Annotated in this window: 17 protein-coding genes; 13 read left to right on the plus strand and 4 right to left on the minus strand. The window is 70.3% G+C overall.

Annotated elements, in window-relative coordinates; all coding sequences use genetic code 11:
* Positions 1–171 precede the first annotated feature (171 nt).
* A complete protein-coding gene (locus tag D9599_RS18340) occupies positions 172–1425 on the plus strand; it encodes an MFS transporter (RefSeq protein WP_198382738.1) in 1254 nt (417 codons plus the stop codon).
* A 296-nt stretch (positions 1426–1721) separates the two neighbouring features.
* On the opposite strand, the gene D9599_RS18345 is transcribed toward D9599_RS18340, so the two are convergent.
* On the minus strand, positions 1722–3044 hold the full coding sequence (locus tag D9599_RS18345; RefSeq protein ID WP_198382739.1) for a family 1 glycosylhydrolase: 1323 nt from the start codon (positions 3042–3044) through the stop codon (positions 1722–1724).
* Between the two features lie 397 nt (positions 3045–3441).
* Here D9599_RS18345 and ctaD point away from each other — a divergent pair, with 397 nt between their 5' ends.
* On the plus strand, positions 3442–5073 hold the full coding sequence (gene ctaD, locus D9599_RS18350) for a cytochrome c oxidase subunit I (RefSeq protein WP_198382740.1): 1632 nt from the start codon (positions 3442–3444) through the stop codon (positions 5071–5073).
* Between the two features lie 51 nt (positions 5074–5124).
* Here the strand turns inward: ctaD and D9599_RS18355 are convergent, their stop codons facing one another.
* Positions 5125–6291 (minus strand): MFS transporter, encoded by a 1167-nt coding sequence (locus D9599_RS18355; protein ID WP_198382741.1) that lies wholly within the window; start codon positions 6289–6291, stop codon positions 5125–5127.
* 213 nt (positions 6292–6504) lie between these two features.
* Here D9599_RS18355 and D9599_RS18360 point away from each other — a divergent pair, with 213 nt between their 5' ends.
* The 10 genes from D9599_RS18360 to D9599_RS18405 all read left to right on the plus strand — a co-directional run bounded on the left by D9599_RS18360 (position 6505) and on the right by D9599_RS18405 (position 15314).
* A complete protein-coding gene (locus D9599_RS18360) occupies positions 6505–7233 on the plus strand; it encodes a sulfite exporter TauE/SafE family protein (RefSeq protein ID WP_198382742.1) in 729 nt (242 codons plus the stop codon).
* A 61-nt stretch (positions 7234–7294) separates the two neighbouring features.
* Complete coding sequence (gene ccoN, locus D9599_RS18365; protein ID WP_198382743.1) at positions 7295–8791, plus strand: cytochrome-c oxidase, cbb3-type subunit I; 1497 nt, start codon at positions 7295–7297, stop codon at positions 8789–8791.
* A 15-nt stretch (positions 8792–8806) separates the two neighbouring features.
* Positions 8807–9541, plus strand: coding sequence for a cytochrome-c oxidase, cbb3-type subunit II (gene ccoO / locus D9599_RS18370; protein WP_198382744.1), 735 nt, complete (start codon positions 8807–8809; stop codon positions 9539–9541).
* A 13-nt stretch (positions 9542–9554) separates the two neighbouring features.
* Positions 9555–9707 carry a cbb3-type cytochrome c oxidase subunit 3 gene (locus tag D9599_RS18375; protein ID WP_084698579.1) on the plus strand — a complete coding sequence of 51 codons (153 nt, stop codon included), beginning with the start codon at positions 9555–9557 and terminating at the stop codon, positions 9705–9707.
* An 11-nt stretch (positions 9708–9718) separates the two neighbouring features.
* Positions 9719–10618, plus strand: a complete 900-nt coding sequence (ccoP, locus tag D9599_RS18380; RefSeq protein ID WP_232480661.1) for a cytochrome-c oxidase, cbb3-type subunit III — start codon at positions 9719–9721, stop codon at positions 10616–10618.
* Positions 10615–12120: a cytochrome c oxidase accessory protein CcoG gene (gene ccoG / locus D9599_RS18385; RefSeq protein WP_198382745.1), complete on the plus strand. Its 1506-nt coding sequence runs from the start codon at positions 10615–10617 to the stop codon at positions 12118–12120. Before ccoP ends, ccoG begins: the two co-directional genes overlap by 4 nt.
* Positions 12117–12596, plus strand: a complete 480-nt coding sequence (locus D9599_RS18390; protein ID WP_198382746.1) for a FixH family protein — start codon at positions 12117–12119, stop codon at positions 12594–12596. Before ccoG ends, D9599_RS18390 begins: the two co-directional genes overlap by 4 nt.
* The gene (locus tag D9599_RS18395; protein ID WP_198382747.1) at positions 12593–14962 is read left to right on the plus strand and encodes a heavy metal translocating P-type ATPase; all 2370 of its coding nucleotides are present in this window, start codon (positions 12593–12595) and stop codon (positions 14960–14962) included. Before D9599_RS18390 ends, D9599_RS18395 begins: the two co-directional genes overlap by 4 nt.
* On the plus strand, positions 14959–15111 hold the full coding sequence (ccoS, locus tag D9599_RS18400; protein ID WP_198382748.1) for a cbb3-type cytochrome oxidase assembly protein CcoS: 153 nt from the start codon (positions 14959–14961) through the stop codon (positions 15109–15111). Before D9599_RS18395 ends, ccoS begins: the two co-directional genes overlap by 4 nt.
* Positions 15111–15314, plus strand: coding sequence for a hypothetical protein (locus D9599_RS18405; RefSeq protein WP_198382749.1), 204 nt, complete (start codon positions 15111–15113; stop codon positions 15312–15314). Before ccoS ends, D9599_RS18405 begins: the two co-directional genes overlap by 1 nt.
* A 97-nt stretch (positions 15315–15411) precedes the next feature.
* On the opposite strand, the gene D9599_RS18410 is transcribed toward D9599_RS18405, so the two are convergent.
* Both D9599_RS18410 and D9599_RS18415 read right to left on the minus strand, forming a co-directional pair.
* The gene (locus D9599_RS18410; protein WP_198382750.1) at positions 15412–15987 is read right to left on the minus strand and encodes a PEP-CTERM sorting domain-containing protein; all 576 of its coding nucleotides are present in this window, start codon (positions 15985–15987) and stop codon (positions 15412–15414) included.
* 240 nt (positions 15988–16227) lie between these two features.
* Positions 16228–16791 carry a hypothetical protein gene (locus tag D9599_RS18415; protein ID WP_198382751.1) on the minus strand — a complete coding sequence of 188 codons (564 nt, stop codon included), beginning with the start codon at positions 16789–16791 and terminating at the stop codon, positions 16228–16230.
* Between the two features lie 172 nt (positions 16792–16963).
* On the opposite strand from D9599_RS18415, the gene D9599_RS18420 reads away from it, so the two are divergent.
* Positions 16964–17332 carry a hypothetical protein gene (locus D9599_RS18420; RefSeq protein WP_198382752.1) on the plus strand — a complete coding sequence of 123 codons (369 nt, stop codon included), beginning with the start codon at positions 16964–16966 and terminating at the stop codon, positions 17330–17332.
* The last annotated feature ends 1 nt before the right edge of the window (position 17333 follow it).

Genomic DNA, 17333 nt, shown 5'->3' on the forward strand with positions numbered 1-17333 from the left:
GCGGTGTTCAACGGCACACCGACGTAAACTCGTTCTACGCTGCGCGCCGGCGATCGTGCCGGGGGAGGGCGGCGTGAGCCAGTTTGCGCGAGGTTTCGATCTTACAACCACCCGAAGGCATCGTGGCCGCGCCGGTTCGGGCCGGGGCACGACCTCACCGGTGAGCCGCGGATGAGCGATGCCGCGATTTCCCCGCCCCCCAATCCCAGGGCCGAGCGGGCTCTCGACTTCCTCAGTTTCGCGCTCTCCGATGTCCGCTACGGGCTCGGCGCCTATCTTGCCGTTTACCTCCTTACCGAGCACGCCTGGGACGAGGCCAGCATCGGTCTCGCCCTCTCCTTTGGCGGCATGGTCGGGCTGGTCTCGCAGACGCCGCTTGGCATTCTCGTAGACGCCATCCGCGCCAAGCGCGCCCTGCTGGGCTGCGCCGTGGTGGTGGTCACGGCCACCTCCCTCGTCATTCCGCTCGCGCCGCATTTCTGGGCCGTGGCGGCGGCCGGCGTGATCGGGGCGCTGGCCGGCACGACCATGAGCCCCACGCTGGCGGCCATGTCGCTGGGCATCGTGGGGCCGGCACGCTTCGCGCACCGAGCCGGGCGGAACGAGGCCCTGTTCCATTTTGGTAACGCGGCGATCAACCTCGTGATCCTTCTCACCGCACCTTTCGTCGGCACCGCGATCGTCTTCGTGATGATGGTGGTGACCGCCGCCGCCAGCCTCTGGGCGGTCACGCGCGTGCCGGCGAACGCCATCGACTACGAGCTCGCGCGCGGGCTGCTACCGGACCGGCAGGGGCACGGTCACCGCCCCTCTCCCTGGAGCACCCTCTTGGCTAGCCGGCCGCTGATGATCTTCGCCCTCACCGGCGCGCTCTTTCACATGGCCAACGGGCCCATGCTGGCCCTCGTGGCGCAGCGGCTGGCGCTCAGCCATCCTGGGCAGGGAATCATGTTCACCGCCGCCTGCGCGATCGCCGCCCAGACCATCATGGTGCCCGCGGCAGCCCTGGCCGGGGCGCGGGCGGATGCCTGGGGGCGCAAGCCCCTCTTCCTCGTCGCCTTCGTCGCCCTGGCCCTACGAGGGTCCCTCTATACCCTGTCGGATCACCCGGCCTGGCTGATCGGGGTGCAACTGCTCGACGGCGTGGGCGCCGGGCTGATCGGGGCACTGTTTCCCGTGATCGTCGCCGACCTCACCACTGGTAGCGGCCACTTCAACGCGGCACAGGGCGCGGTGGGAACGGTGCACGCGATCGGCGGAATCCTCAGCGGCACCCTCGTCGGGTTCCTCGTCGTCAACGCGGGATACCACGCGGCCTTCCTCGCCCTCTCCTCGATCGCAGCGGCCGGCGGCCTGATTTTCCTCATCGCCATGCCGGAAACACGGGTGGGCAGCACCGTGCCCATGGTGCTTCAGGCGAAGTAGGAGCTCCCGTTCGGGACCGGAGGCGGCTCCCGTGGCCCTGAAGAGGGCTCCGCCCTCTCCAGACCTCACCTGCCAAGGGCCTGAGGCCCTTGGATCCCCGTCCGGCTGTCGCGGATGCGGTGATTGGGGGCCGGTTCTTTCGTCGTGCCCTTGTTAGGCGCACCGGCCGCTAAACTGTTCTAAGAAATCAAAGAGAAAGATGATGGTAAGGGGCCCGGGGAGAGGAAGAATTCCTTCTTCCTCTCCCCGGCTTCACCCGCCCAGGCCACCCGGAAGCTGAAACCCGCTACGGCGCTTCAGGCCGCGGGCCTGGCCTCCTCGCCCCAGAGTTCCGGCTTCACCACGAAGCGGTCCGGGCGCCGCCACCAGCCGGGCTTCTGGGCCAGCGGCCCGGAGAAGCGGCCGTCGGTGGCGAGGGCGCGCACGACGCCCGCGAGGGGGGTGGGGCGTGGCGGGCTGAAGCGGGCGTCGAAGACCCCGGGCTCGTAGGCGCCGTCGCTGCGGCGGAGGAGGGACACCCAGTCCATCGCTCCGAAGAGCGACCAGGGGGTGACCGCGAGGATGTCCACGCCTTCACCACGGAGGGAGACGGCCGCGTTCCAGGTCTCGAGCAGCCAGCGCGCGCTCTCGTCGGGGTCCTCGCAGCCGAGATGGGCCTCGGTCACGGCGATGGGCAAGCGGTAGCGTTCCCAGGCCTCGCGAAGCCGCGGCTCGAAGCCGAGCTCGGAGCGCGGCACGGGCACGCGCACCGCCTCGGTATCCACATAGCGACGGCCCCCGCCGCCTTCGCCAGCCAGACTGGGGTGGTAGAGGCCCACCCGGTGGTCGAGGAAGCGGTCACTCGTCACGTAGTGGTTAATGCCGAGGACATCGGGGACGCAGGGCTCGGCGACGAGCTCCTCGAGGTGCTCGGGGAGGACCCCCGCGGCGATCAGGGCGGGGTAGAGGGGGTGATCCCGGTCCACCCGCCCGCAGAGCAGGTCGAGGCTGAGCCAGCGCCGCGTGTTCTCGTGCTCAGCCTGATCCAGCAGGGGCTCGGTGGCAAAGACCTTGCCGAGATCCTCGGTTTGCACGAGCCGCGCCTCCGGCTGCACCTTACGGATCGCCCGCATGGCCAGCGCGGTGCCCCGGCACTCGTTCATGAGCGCGGTGAGGAAGCTGCGCTCGTCGCTCTCGTGCGGGTGCCAATGGGCGTAGAGGGCGGAGAAGCGGGCCGTGGTCAGTGGCTCGTTCACCGGCGTCCAGTCCATGACCCAGGGGTAACGGGCGGCGGCCAGCGCGGCATAGGCTGCCAGCTTCTCGGGGAACCTGGGATCGAGCAGATCGGTATAGGCGGGGCCGGAGCCATGGTGGATGAGCCCTGCGATGGGCGCGATCCCCAGGGATTGCAGCCGCGCCAGCCGGGCATCCGACCAGGACCAGTCGCAGTCCAGAAGGCTCTTCGGCGCCACCCGTTCCCATAGCACGGGGTAGCGCAGGCGCCGGACGCCGAGGGAGGCGACCTGGTCCAGGTCCGTCGCCCGGTGGTGATGCCCCGTTTCACGGAGCTGATCGCGCCATTGGCCGTTCACGCGCAGGACGGTGCATTCGATGCCGCCCCAGATTTCCGGCAGCGTCATCAGCCGTACCCGCCTCCGTGGGGCCGAAGATGTGTCTGCTGCGGGCGGTCTGTCCGCGTGGCACGGCGAGTGGCCGCGTGTGACATGCCGCACAAGCGGCCGAGTGTTTCGCGAATCATGCGAGGATCCTCCATGAGCCTTGCCCTGTCTTCCCGCAGCAGCGGCACATCGACGCTTAAGCGCGTTAATCCGTCGCTTCATCATCTTCACGATTTCACGAGATAAAATGCCGAATGCCCATTTCCCCGAAGCCGCGGCGTGGGAAAGCGAGAGGGATGTTCAACTAGGTTAGCGCGTGCCTGACAGCCCTCCCTCAGCTTCGCTCGAGGGGTGCACCAGGCTGTGCCCCAGACCGGGAGCGCCCGGCCAAGTGCTATCGCAGGGCGGGGCTGAACCTATGGCGATCACGACGCAGGGCGGCGGGGCGGGTGCCGGCGCCCATGGGCATGGCGCGCCCGATCACGCGCATGACCACGGGCCGCCGGGCTTCATCGCCCGATGGTTCTTCTCGACGAACCATAAGGATATCGGCACGCTCTACTTCGTCTTTGCCCTTATCTCGGCCACCGTCGCCATCGCCGTTTCCATCCTCATGCGAACGGAGTTGGCCGAGCCCGGGCTACAGGTCTTCTCGGGCGGACAGAGCTGGAACACGACGGTGTCGGTCCACGGGCTGACGATGATCTTCTTCGTGGTCATGCCGGTTCTGATCGGCGGCTTCGGGAACTGGTTCGTGCCGATCCTGATCGGGGCGCCGGACATGGCCTTCCCGCGGCTGAACAACATCTCCTTCTGGCTGGTGGTCCCGGCGGTCGCGCTGCTCTACGGCAGCATGTTCGTCGGGCAGGGCGCCGGCGCGGGGTGGACGCTCTACCCGCCGCTGGCGGACGACACCTACCAGTCGGGTCCCGCGATGGACATGCAGCTCTTTGCCCTGCACCTCTCGGGCATCAGCTCGCTGCTCAGCGCGATGAACTTCATCGCGACCATCTTCAACATGCGCGCCCCCGGCATGACGCTGCACAAGATGCCGCTCTTCGTCTGGGCGCAGCTGGTCACGGCTTTCCTGCTGCTGCTCGCCCTGCCGGTGCTAGCCGGCGCGATCACCATGCAGATCACCGACCGCAATTTCGGCACCGCCTTCTTCAAGCCCGAGGGCGGCGGCGATCCCGTGCTGTTCCAGCACCTCTTCTGGTTCTTCGGCCATCCGGAGGTCTACATCGTCATCCTGCCGGCCTTCGGCATCATCAGCCACGTCGTCGCGACCTTCAGCCGCAAGCCGCTCTTCGGTTATCTCGGTATGGTCTACGCGCTGGTGGCGATCGGGGTGGTGGGCTTCGTGGTCTGGGCGCACCACATGTTCACCTCGGGCATCTCGGTGGACACGCGCGCCTATTTCTCGGCGGCCACGATGATCATCGCGGTGCCCACGGGCATCAAGATCTTCTCCTGGATCGCGACAATGTGGGGCGGGTCGATCCAGTTCAAGACGCCGATGCTCTTCGCGATCGGCTTCATCTTCGTCTTCACCGTCGGCGGCGTCACGGGCGTGAAGATCGCCAATCCCGGCGTGGACGTGATCCTGCACAACACCTACTACATCGTCGCCCATTTCCACTACGTCATGGGCATCGCGGCGGGCTTCGCGATCTTCGCCGGTTTCTACTACTGGATCGGCAAGATGAGCGGTCACCAGTATCCCGAATTCCTGGGCCAGATTCATTTCTGGACCTTCTTCGTCGGCGTGAACCTGACCTTCTTCCCCATGCACTTCCTGGGCGCCCAAGGCATGCCGCGCCGCTACCCGGACTATCCGGATGCCTTCCAGCACTGGCACTACGTGGCGACGGCCGGCTCCTACATCACCGGCCTGTCCTTCCTGATCTTCCTCGTGCTGGTGGCGCAGACGCTGCTCCGGGGGCAGCGGGCCGGCGCCAATCCCTGGGGTGAGGGTGCGACGACGCTGGAGTGGCAGGTTCCCTCGCCGCCGCCCTTCCACACCTTCGAGAAGCTTCCGGTCATCCACTGAGACAGAGGAAGGAGCCGGGGGATACGTCCCCCGGTCGTCATGCTCCGGCCATCACGCCCCGGCCGGAACCCCGAGGGCTGGCGCCGCCGCCGGCGCCTGGCCGCGGACGAAGTAGTAGATCGCGAGCACCCCAAGCGCCCCGGGCAGCACCGCGAGTGAGGGCACGGCGGTTGCCCAGGCGACCAGCGCCGCCAGCATGCAGCCGGTCGTCGCGCCCATGTCCCAGCCCGCCTCGGCCGCGAAGTGGAAGCGGTAGGCGGCGCCCGAGTCCTTCGCCCGGTCGTAGATCACGCTCATCAGCACGGGCACGTAGAGGCCGGCCACGGCCGCGCCGGTCGCATTGGCGATGGCCGCGGCGGCCGGGGACCAGCTGGCGCAGGCGCGGAAGGCGAAGCCGAGGGTCAGCGCCGTGCAGACGAGGACGAGGTAGCGCTCGCGCTGCCCACGGTCGATCCCGCGGCCGCAGGCGATGCCGGCCACCGCGCCAACCAGCCCGGCCGCCGCATTGGCCAGCCCGAACGCCTCATAATGTGAGCCGAGCGAGGTGAAGAGCACCATCGGCCAGGCGAGCGTCAGGCCGGAGGACATCCAGCCATCCGCCGCGAAGGTCGCGATGCCCCTGACATCGATCCCGCGCATCGAGTCCCGCATCCCGGGCACCGGCCCGGCCGGGATCTGGCCCATGCGCAGCAGCGGCAGGACGGAAAGCAGGGTGAGGCCGCCCGCGATGCCAAAATCCACCGCTGCCCCGAAGTGCTCCAGCATCAGGCCGCCCGCGACCGGCCCGACGATGCCGATGAGCGAGCCGAGCGCAGTACGGAGGCCGATCTCGTGCCCGCGCTGGGCGCCGCCGGTCACGACGGCGGCCGCGGCGTGGTAGAGCGGCCAGTAAAGGGACTCGGCCATGGAGGCGAGCAGCAGCCAGGCCGCGAGCCAGGCCGGTTCTTCCGCCCGCATGAGGGGCAGGAAGCCCGAGGCGCAGAGCGCGGCGCCCGTCATCATGGCCCGGCGGTAGCCGAGGCGCCGCACCACCTCGAGCGAGATCAGGCGAAGCCCGAAGCGCGCCGTCAGCAGGGCGGCATAAGCGAGTAAGGCGACCGGCAGGCTGAAGCCTAGCTTCATGAGGTAGGCGCCGACGAAGCCTCCCGCGAGGGCGACGGAGAGCTGGAAAAGGGCATAGTGAAGGGTAAGCAGCCGAAAGGGGCTGGGGCGGGGCACGGCCGGAAATCCTTATGGAAAGCACCGCCCCCGATGCGTCCGGCGCCAATATGTCCGGTGGCTGGGCGGTGGCGAAAGCATACTCACGAAATCGTGAGGGTCAAGATCGAACGATAATCGTTTCGTTTTGCGGCACAGGTTTCGCCGCTCACGGCGCGCACGGTCCTTGCGCTGGATCAAGGCCGGGCTCTCCGCCTCATGCCATGAGCGCGCATGCTCGCCGACTGCCTGCATGGGCTGACCGCCCTCGCCCCGCACGACATGGTGGCCCTGATGGGCGCGATGCTGCTCGCCGGGCTGGCGGGCAGCGTGACCCATTGTGCGGGGATGTGCGGGCCCTTCGTCATCGCGCAGGCCGCCGAGGGTTCCGGCGGCGGCCGGCTGGCCCGGCTCGCCGGGGCGGCACTCCTGCCCTACCACGCGGGCAGGGCTGTCGGTTACGCGGGGCTGGGCGCGGTCTCCGGCGGCGCGGCCGGGTTGGTCTCCCTTCTGGCCTGGCGCGGGCTGCTGGCGATCCCCCTGCTGGCGGCGGCAATCGTCATGCTCGGCCAGGCGGCGGCGCGGCTGCCGGCCCTCGCCCGCTTCCGGCCGCACCTGCCGGCTCTGCCCTTCCGCCTGCCGGCGGGCCTCGGGGGCCTGCTCGGCGGGCCACCGGGGATGCGACGGGGCTTCCTTCTCGGGCTCATGCTGTCGGCCATTCCCTGCGGCCTGCTCTACGGGGCGCTGGCCGCCGCCATGGCGGCCGGAAGCGCTGCCGCGGGAGCACTGGCCATGCTCGCCTTCGTCCTCGGCACCGTGCCTACCCTCATCGGGGTCGGGCTGCTCGGGCGCTTCTTCGGGCGGCGCTTCGGCCCTGCCTTGCGCACCGCCTCCGCCATGGTGCTCCTCGTTAACGCCTGTGTCCTGGCGGTTCTCGCGGCCAGGGCCGCGGGCTTAGCTTGATCTGAATCAAGGTTCCGCAACCCGGCCTGTGGGACGAGGGCTCCATCAAGAGGAGCCCCCCATGCCAGAGGGTCTGACCACTCAAACCCTGCTCTATTCCGGCGCCGCGACCAGGCCGCGCGCGCAGCCCGACTATGTCGAGGCGCCGCTGCGGGCCTTTGCCATCGCCACCATCTTCTGGGGAATCGCGGGCTTCCTGGTGGGCGTGCTGATCGCCGCCCAGCTCGCCTATCCCGCGCTGAACTTCGGGCTTGAATACACGAGCTTCGGCCGCGTGCGTCCGCTGCACACCTCCGCCGTGATCTTCGCCTTCGGCGGCAACGCGCTCTTCCTCACCAGCCTCTACGTCGTGCAGCGGACCTGCCGCGCGCGGCTCTTCGGCGGCGAGGAGACGGCCTGGTTCCTCTTCTGGGGCTACCAGTTCTTCATCGTCATCGCGGCCACCGGCTACCTGCTGGGCATCACCCAGGGAAAGGAATACGCCGAGCCCGAGTGGTACGCCGACCTCTGGCTGACGGTGCTCTGGGTCTCCTACCTCGTCGTCTACGGCGGCACGATCCTGCGGCGCGAGGAGCCGCACATCTACGTCGCCAACTGGTTCTTCCTCGCCTTCATCATCACCGTCGCGGTGCTGCACCTCGGCAACAACGTGTCCATCCCTGTCAGCCTCTTCGGCGCCAAGTCCTACGGCGCGGCCTCGGGCGTGCAGGACGCGATGATCCAGTGGTGGTACGGCCACAACGCGGTGGGCTTCTTCCTGACCGCCGGCTTCCTCGGGATGATGTACTATTTCATCCCCAAGCAGGCCGAGCGGCCGGTCTATTCCTACCGCCTGTCCATCGTGCATTTCTGGGCGCTGACCTTCCTCTACATCTGGGCCGGCCCACACCACCTGCACCACACGGCCCTGCCGGACTGGGCGCAGACGCTCGGCATGGTCTTCAGCATCATGCTGTGGATGCCCTCCTGGGGCGGCATGATCAACGGGCTGATGACCCTCTCGGGCGCCTGGGACAAGCTGCGCACCGACCCGGGCCTGCGCTTCTCCGTCGCCTCCCTCGGCTTCTACGGCATCGCGACCTTCGAGGGCCCGGTGATGAGCATCCGCGCCGTGAACTCGCTCTCGCACTACACCGACTGGACCATTGGCCACGTCCACTCCGGCGCGCTGGGCTGGAACGGCTTCATCACCTTCGGCGTGCTCTACTGGCTCGTGCCGCGCCTCTGGGGCCGCACGCAGCTCTGGTCCACGCGGATGGCAAGCTGGCACTTCTGGATCGCGACGCTTGGCATCCTTCTCTACATCACCTCGATGTGGGTCTCGGGCATCATGCAGGGCCTGATGTGGCGCGCCTACGACCACCTCGGCTTCCTGCAGTACGCCTTCGTCGAGACCGTCGCGGCGCTGCACCCGTACTACGTCATCCGTGCCCTGGGCGGTGTCCTCTATCTCACCGGCGCCCTGCTCATGGCCTACAACTTGTGGCGCACGGTGCGCATGCCGGTGGCGGAGGCGAATGCCGACCGCACCGTCGACGCCCTGCCCGCCGCGGCCTGAGGGAAAGCACCCATCATGTTCGGCATCAAGTTCAACCACGGCCATATCGAGCGGAACCTCATCCTGCTCGGCGTGCTGACCCTCATCACCATCTCGATCGGCGGCCTCGTGCAGGTCATCCCGCTGTTTGCCGTCGAGAGCACCATCGAGCGCGTGGGCGGCATCCGCCCCTACACGCCGCTGGAGCAGGCGGGACGCGACATCTACGTGCGCGAGGGCTGCTACACCTGCCACAGCCAGATGGTCCGCCCCTTCCGCGACGAGCGGGAGCGCTACGGCCACTACTCGCTCGCGGCCGAGAGCATGTTCGACCACCCCTTCCAATGGGGCAGCAAGCGCACCGGGCCCGACCTCGCCCGCGTCGGCGGCCGCTACTCCGACGACTGGCACGTGCTGCACCTGCGCAACCCACGCCACGTCGTGCCCGAGAGCATCATGCCGGCCTATGCCTTCCTCGACCGACCGCTGAACTACGGCGACATCGGCCAGCGGCTCGCAACGCTGCGCACGGCCGGCGTGCCCTACACCGACGAGATGGTTGCGAATGCCCGCGCCGACCTCGAGGCGCAGGCGCGGCCGGCGGAGGACGCGAGCGCCTTCTCCGCCCGCTACGGCCGCGCGCGGCCGATGGACCCGGACGGCAACGCGAAGTCGATCACCGAGATGGATGCGCTCGTCGCCTACCTGCAGATGCTTGGCACTCTCGTGGACTTCTCCGAGGTCACGCCCGAGCGGCTGCGGCAGCAGTAAGGAGGGATCCGTCATGACCATCGAACAGATCCACAGCCTGCTGCTGACCACCTGGATCGTCTGGTTCTTCGCCCTCTTCACCGGGATCGTCTTCTGGGCCATGCGTCCGGCCCGGCGGGAGAAGTTTGAGCGCGCGCGGCTCATCCCGTTGCGCGAAGCCGAGTAGGAGCGCGCGCCATGTCCGATACCATGCACGACGCCCTGCACGCCGCGCCGCACCGCGACGAGCACACGGGCACCACCACCACCGGACACGAGTGGGACGGCATCCGCGAGCTGAACACGCCGCTGCCGCGCTGGTGGCTCTACACCTTCTATGCCTGCATCGCTTTCGCGGCGCTCTGGGTGGTGCTCTATCCTGCCCTGCCCTTCACCGGCATGGGGCTGCTCGGCTACACGGCGCGCGGGGCGGCGGACGCGGACCGCGCGGCCCAGGCCACTGCCGCCGAGCCGATGCTGGCCCGCCTGCGCGCCACCAGCCCGGAGGGGATCCTCGCCGACCCGGACCTGCGCGGCTACGCCGTCTCCGGCGGGCGCGTTGCCTTCGCCAATACCTGCGCGGGCTGCCACGGCGCGGGAGGGCAGGGGAACCCCGGCTTCCCGAACCTGGCCGATGACGAGTGGCTCTGGGGCGGCAGCCTGGTGGCGGTCGAGCAGACCATCCGGCACGGCATCCGCGCGCCGGACGACGAGGAGACCCGCACCTCCATGATGCCGCGCTTCGTGGCGGACGGGCTGCTCACCGCGCCCCAGGCGAACGACGTGGCCGAGCACGTGCTCTCGCTGACCGACCGCGCGACCGACAAGGCCGCCGCCGCCCGCGGCGCCGCCGTCTTCGCCGAGAACTGCGCGAGCTGCCACGGCGAGCGCGCCGAGGGCAACCGCGAGATGGGCGCGCCGCGCCTGAGTGACCAGGTCTGGCTCTACGGCGGCGACAAGGCGACGATCCTGCGCACCGTCTCCTACGGCCGCGGCGGCGCCATGCCCGCCTGGGAGCGCCGGCTGGACCCCGCCACCATCCGCATGCTGACCGTCTACGTGCAGAGCCTCGGCGGCACGGAGCCCGCGGCGCAATGAGCAAGATGCAGAAGCCCGCGGCCTTCTCGCCCGACGACCGGAACCAGCCGCTCTACGCCGATCGCGTGCGGGTCTACCCGCAGGCGGTCACGGGGAAGGTCCGTCGCGCGAAGTGGGCCGTGCTCGGCTTCTGCCTCGGCCTCTACTACCTCCTGCCCTGGATGCGCTGGGACCGCGGCCCTGGCCAGCCGGACCAGGCCGTGCTCGTCGATATGGACAAGGGCCGGCTCTTCTTCTTCCCGATCGAGGTCTGGCCGCAGGAGGTCTACTACCTCACGGGCCTGCTGCTGCTCGGCGCGCTCGGGATCTTCGCGGCCACCTCCCTCTTCGGCCGCGTCTGGTGCGGCTTCGCCTGCCCGCAGACGGTCTGGACCGACCTCTACATGCTCGTCGAGCGCTGGATCGAGGGCGACCGCAACGCCCGCATGCGCCGCGACGCGAAGCCGCGCTGGAGCGCGGGAGACTGGGGCCTGAAGCTCGCGAAGCACGCCGCCTGGATCCTGATCGCGGCGGCGACCGGCGGCGCCTGGGTGATGTACTTCACCGACGCGCCGACCCTCCTGCGCGACCTGCTGCACTTCGACGTCTCGCCCTCCATCCTCGGCTTCGCGGGGCTCTTCACCCTCTCCACCTATCTCCTCGCCGGCTGGGCGCGGGAGCAGGTCTGCACCTATATGTGCCCCTGGCCCCGCTTCCAGTCCGCGATGCTCGACGACGACAGCCTCGCCGTCTCCTACCGCGCCTGGCGCGGCGAGCCGCGGGGCAAGGCGCGCGACACCTCCGCCGGCGACTGCATCGACTGCCGCGCCTGCGTGAATGTCTGCCCCACCGGCGTCGATATCCGCGAGGGCCTGCAGATGGCCTGCATCAATTGCGGCCTCTGTATCGACGCCTGCGACGGCATCATGACGAAGCTCGGCCGGCCGACGGCGCTGGTCGCTTTCGAGACGGTCGGCAATCTCGCGGCCGCGACGGCGGCCACCGCGGCCATCCCGCCCGGCCCCGCCCGCTGCGCACCTGGCATGGCCGCACGCCGCCCCGCGCGCCTGCTGCGCCCGCGCACCTGGTTCTACGCTGCCGCCATGAGTGTCATCGGCGCGGTGATGATCGGCGCCTTTGCCGGGCGCACGGATGTGGGCATCGAGGCGCTGCGCGACCGTGCCCCGCTCTTCGTGCGCCTTGCCGATGGCAGCGTGCGGAACAGCTACACCCTGAAGATCTCCGACCGCCGTGCCAGCGTGGAGCGGCTTGCGATCGGCGTCGAGGGGCTGCCCGGGGGCGCCTCCTGGGGGGTGCTGAACGGCGGGGAGCCCGATGCCGCCGGCCGCCCGACGATCGAGACCCGCGCGGACGGCGTCGCCGAGGCGCGCCTCTTCATCACCACCGCGCCGCAGGGCCGGCCGGAGGAGGAGAGCACTCCCATCCGCATCCGCCTTCTCCAGCCCGGCAGCGATACCGAGCGCGCTGCGGTTGGCACCGTCTTCCTGAGGCCTCGTTCATGAACGCCATCGCTGCACACCCCCCAGCGCGGGGCCGCTGGATTCCCTGGGTCTTCGTCGCCGGCTTCCTGGTGGTGATCGGCGTCAACGCCGTGCTCATCACGGCCGCCGTCGGTACCTTCACGGGCACGACGACCACGGGTGCCTATGACCGCGGCCTCGGCTACGGCGCGGTGCTCGACGAGGCCGCGCGCCAGAAGGCGCTCGGCTGGAAGGCGGAGATCGCCCGGGCCGGCGGCGCGGTCGTCCTCACGGTGCGCCTGCCCGACGGCTCGCCGCTGCCGGCCGATGCCTCCGTCACCGGTACTCTCCAGCGGCCGCTCGACCGCACCGCTCTCCCGCTCGGCTTCCAGCCCTCCGCCCCCGGCACCTGGCGTGCCGCGGCCGAGGTGCCGGCGCCCGGTGCCTGGGAGGCGGTGCTGACCGTCACCCGCGGCGCCGACCGGCTGGAACGTCGCCAGAGGCTCGTGATCCCATGACCGCCCTTCCGGCCCGCCTCGACGCCGCCGAGCCGCGCCTGAGCGCCGGTGCCTGCGCGCATTGCGGCGTGCCGGTCACGCCGGGCGCGGGGCGCTTCTGCTGCGCCGGCTGCGAGGGGGCGGCCGCCCTCATCTCCGGCCTCGGCTTCGGCGCCTTCTATCGCAAGCGGGAGTCTGCGGCCGGAGGCATCCGCCCCACCGCGCTGCCGCCCGTGGACTTCGCCGCCCGCGCCGTCCCGTCGCGCGGCGGGGCGGAGCACAGCCTGGACCTGATGGTGGCGGGCCTGACCTGCGGCGCCTGCGTCTGGCTGGTCGAGCAGGCCCTGGCCGCTGATACGGACGTGCTGCGCGCCCGCGCCAGCCTCGCCACGCGCCGCCTGACCGTCACCTGGCGCGGCCCCGCGGAGCGGGCGGAGGCCCTGGCTTCCCTCGTGGCGCGCCTCGGCTTCCAGGTGGCCCCCTGGTCCGCCGCCTGCCTTCGCGCCACCGAGGACGAGGAAGGGAAGGCGCTGCTCCGGGCGCTCGGCATCGCTGCCTTCGGCGCCTCCAACGTGATGATGCTCTCCGTCGCCGTTTGGGTCGGCAGCGACATGGGGGAGGGCACGCGCGGGCTGATGCACTGGCTGGCCGCGCTGATCGCGCTGCCGGTCGTGCTTGTGGCCGGCATGCCCTTCTACCGCTCCGCCGTCGGTGCGATCCGGGCGGGGCGGGTGAACATGGACCTCGCGGTCTCGCTCGGCGTGCTCGCGACCACGGCGATGAGCCTCTCCGAGGCCGTCCGCAACGGTCCCTATACCTGGTTCGACGGGGCGACGGCGCTGCTGGCCCTGCTGCTCGGCGGCCGCGTGCTCGACCGCGCCGCCCGCCGCCGCGCCCGCCAGGCCTGCGCCGAACTGCTGGCGCTGCAATCCGCCGAGGTGACCCGCCTGGAGGCGGACGGCACCGCTCACCGCCTGGGCGCCGAGGCCGTGCGCCCCGGTGACCGGCTGCTCGTCGCCCCCGGCGAGCGCCTCGCCCTCGACGGCGTGCTGGAGGAAGGCGAGGCCCTGCTCGACACCGCCGCCACCTCTGGCGAGAGCCTACCCCGCCGCTTCGCCGCCGGCGCCGCCATGCCGGCCGGCGCCGTGAACCTCGGCGCCGCGCTCGTGCAGCGCGTGACCGCCGGGGCAGCGGAGGGGTCACTGGCCGCCGTCGCGCGCCTGCTGGAACGGGCCGAGCAGGCGAGGGGCCGCTACGTCTCCGTCGCCGACCGTGCGGCGCGGCTCTACGTGCCCGTCGTCCATATGGTGGCGGCCGCGACCTTCCTCGGCTGGTGGCTGGGCGTGGGCGTCTCCTGGCAGGCGGCGCTCGTGCCGGCCGTTGCCTCGCTCATCGTGACCTGCCCCTGCGGCCTCGCGATCGCCGTGCCGGCGGTGCAGGTGGTCGCCGTCGGCGCCCTGTTCCGCCGCGGGGTGCTGGTGGGATCGCCGACAGCGCTGGAGCGGCTGGCGGCCTGCGACGTGGCCGTGCTCGACAAGACCGGCACCCTCACCACTGGCAGGCCGGAGCTGCTGCCCGATCCCGCCCGGCCGGAGGGCGCGCTGGAGGCCGCCGCGGCCCTCGCCGCCAGCAGCCGCCACCCGCTCTCCCGCGCGCTCGTCGCCGCTTGCCCTGTGCCCGTCCACGCGGCCGAGGCCGTGGAGGAGATCCCCGGCGCCGGGCTGCTGCACGGCGAGGAGCGGCTGGGCAGCGCTTCCTTCTGCGGCGCCGGGGAGAGCATGGAGCAGGAGGGCCCCACCCTCTGGTACCGCGCGGGCCCGCAAGCCGCGCCCGTCGCCTTCCGCTTCGCCGATCCGCTCCGGCCCGACGCGGCGGAGGCCGTGGAGGCGCTGCGGCGTCTGGGGCTGGAGGTCGAGCTTCTCTCCGGCGATGCGCCCGCGGCCGTGGCCCGGGCGGCCGCCTCCCTCGGCATCGCCAAGTGGCGTGCAGCGGCGACACCTACCGACAAGGCAGCGCGGATCGAGGCGCTGCGCGCCGCCGGCCGGCGCCCGCTGATGCTCGGCGACGGAATCAATGACGCGGCCGCTCTGGCCTTGGCCCATGCCTCCGCCACGCCAGCGGGCGGGACGGACCTCGCTCAGGCCGCCGCCGACCTCGTGCTGCGGGCGGAGGGGCTATCGGCCCTGCCGGCCGCGGTGCGAACGGCACGGCGGGCGCAGCGGGCCGCGCGGCAGAACATCGCCTTCAGCCTCGCCTATAACATCGTCGCGGTGCCGATGGCCGTGCTCGGCTTCGTCACCCCTCTGATCGCGTCGCTGGTGATGGCCTCGTCATCGCTCGCGGTGATCCTCAACGCGCTCCGCGTGGGGCGGGAGGCTTCGGAATGAACGCGCTTGCCCTTCTCGTGCCGCTGGCCCTCGGCCTCGGCACGCTGGCCCTGCTCTTCTTCGGCTGGACGCTGGGGAACGGGCAGTACGACGACCCCGAGGGAGCGGCCAGCCGCATCCTCTTCGACGATACGAAGGAGAATTCCTGATGCCCGCCACCGGCTTCAGCACCAGCCACGCGCTCTTCATGATCCTCTCGGCCGCGCTCGCGCTGCTCGGCGTCATCGCCGCCTCCCAGGCGGCCGATACCGGCTTTGCGGTCTTCGGCGCGGCACTGATGGCCTTCGGCCTCGGCTTCGGCTTCTGGATGCTCAAGCGGGGCCTGGACGCCTGGGAGAAGGCGCGGCACTGACCCGGTCCGGAAACGGCGCGGGGGCCCGGGCCGATGCCCGAGCCCCCGCTCGTCGCTTTCCTTCCCAGGACTGCCCGGCAAGCCGGGCAGGCGAGCCTCAGCCGCGCTGGCGGCGGATCAGCCCGAGGCCCAGCAGGCCCATCCCGAAGAGCGCCAGGCTGGCCGGCTCCGGCACCGGGGCGGGCGTGGCCACGACCGGGGAGAAGGCGAAGATGAGGTCGTTGTAGTCGTAGTCGCCATCGCGCATGTCCTCGAAGCCGACATAGGTCACGTTGTTCGGCAGCTGGGCGATCGCCGCCGAGGCGGCCGCCGAGAGGGGACCGACGCCGAAGCTGGAGAAGTCGGTCGAGTAGTTGGCGTAGTAGATGCCGTTGTCGGCCACGCCCGTCGCGAAGGTGGTGCCCCGCGTCAGGTTGTTCAGCTGGAAGCTGACAATCCCGCTGGCCGCCCCGACATTCACCGACGTCCCGATGGCGGCCGTCTGGTTGTTGAAGATGATGCCCGAGGCGCCGGCGCGCGAGAGCGTGCTCGTGTCCGCCGCGTCACGGTAGACGAAGACGGCCGTGATCTGACCCATCGAGCTGAGATCGCCCGGGCTCACGGTGATCGGCGCGGCCTGGGCGGCGGTCGCGGCACCTAAGGATAAGATCGCAGCGAGAACGAGGTTCTTCATGTTGGGCCAACTCCTGTGAAGTTAGCCTTATCGAGCGATAAGCGTGCCAGTTCAGCAGCGAGTTGTTTTCCCTGCCTAACTTCATTCTTAGTCGGAAACGGGAATAAAGTCCGTCAAAAAAACTGACAGATGTTGGGAAAAAGCATCAAAGGCCAGAATTCCCAGGCTCTGCCGCTGGCGCGCGCCTCGTCGCAGCTTCCGCCTGGCGGCGCAACCCCTGGGCGAGGAGCGGCACTGCCTTCAGTGCCGGCCGCGATGCGAAAACCCGCCCCGCCCGCCGCCGAAGGGGGTTCCCCGGAACCCGCCATGCGGCGGCACGGGCCGGCCATAAAAGCCGCGATAGCGGCCGGAGAAGCGGTGATAGCCGTAGCCGGAGAACGGGTAGAGGTAGCCCCAGGGGTAATCCCAGGCATAGGCGCCATAGAAGTAGGATGGATAGACTGGCGCGTAGCTGAAGGCCGGGGGCGCGTAGGCGGGTGCCACGACGTTGCCGCGCGCGGCCATGCACTGCAGATAGGCCTCTGCGGGAAGAACCGGTGCGGCGGGCGGGCTGGTCCCGAACCCGGCCGGTGCGCCCGCCGCGTTCCCGGGCGGTGTCGCCGGGGTGGTTGCCGCGATGCCTAACAAGGTGCCGCCAGGCTGGGCTTGGCAGGCCGCATCGTCCACCTGAAGAGCCTCCGCCGTTTTTCCGGCGCCCGGATAAGCCACGAGCGGCGCCGCGGGCGGCTGCGGCGCCGGCGGCACGGCCACACAAGCGGAGAGGGCGAGCGCCGCGAGGGGAAGGAGGGGACGAAGGGGGATCATGGAGCATCGGCCGAGTCAGGTGAGACAGGAACGCACGGACCCCGCTTGATGTCTGCCAAGGCGCCGTAACGAAGCACAACAGGGGCGCCACGACCGCCGGGGACGGCCGTTAACCTCTCCGACGCCCTGCGCGTGCAGTCTGGCCGGGAGCACTTCGCACGGAAAATCCGGCATGGAAAAGCGGCTGATCAATCCTGCGCCCCGCAGCGACCGGCTGGCCCTGTTCAAGGCCCGCAACCCTCACCTATCGGACATCCAGCGCGTGCCGGCCATCGACGGCCGGGCGGCGGATCGCGAATGGCTCCGCGTGAGCGGGATCATGTCGCCCGACCTCTCCTATCCCGACGGCGCACCACGCGGCCCGAGGCGGAGTTTCGACAGGGCCTTTCTGTCCACCTCCCCGCACCTGCTTGGAAAGCCGATGGTGGGGGAGCTGGCGCGGGCGCCCTCCGCCGGCTCATCCCGAAGCACCGAGCGGAGGACGCCGCGATCCGCGCGGCTGGAGCGGATGCGAAACAGCTGGGTGCCGAACGCCGCCTGAG

The sequence above is a fragment of the Roseomonas sp. KE2513 genome (genome assembly GCF_016107305.1).
GTDB lineage: Bacteria > Pseudomonadota > Alphaproteobacteria > Acetobacterales > Acetobacteraceae > Roseomonas.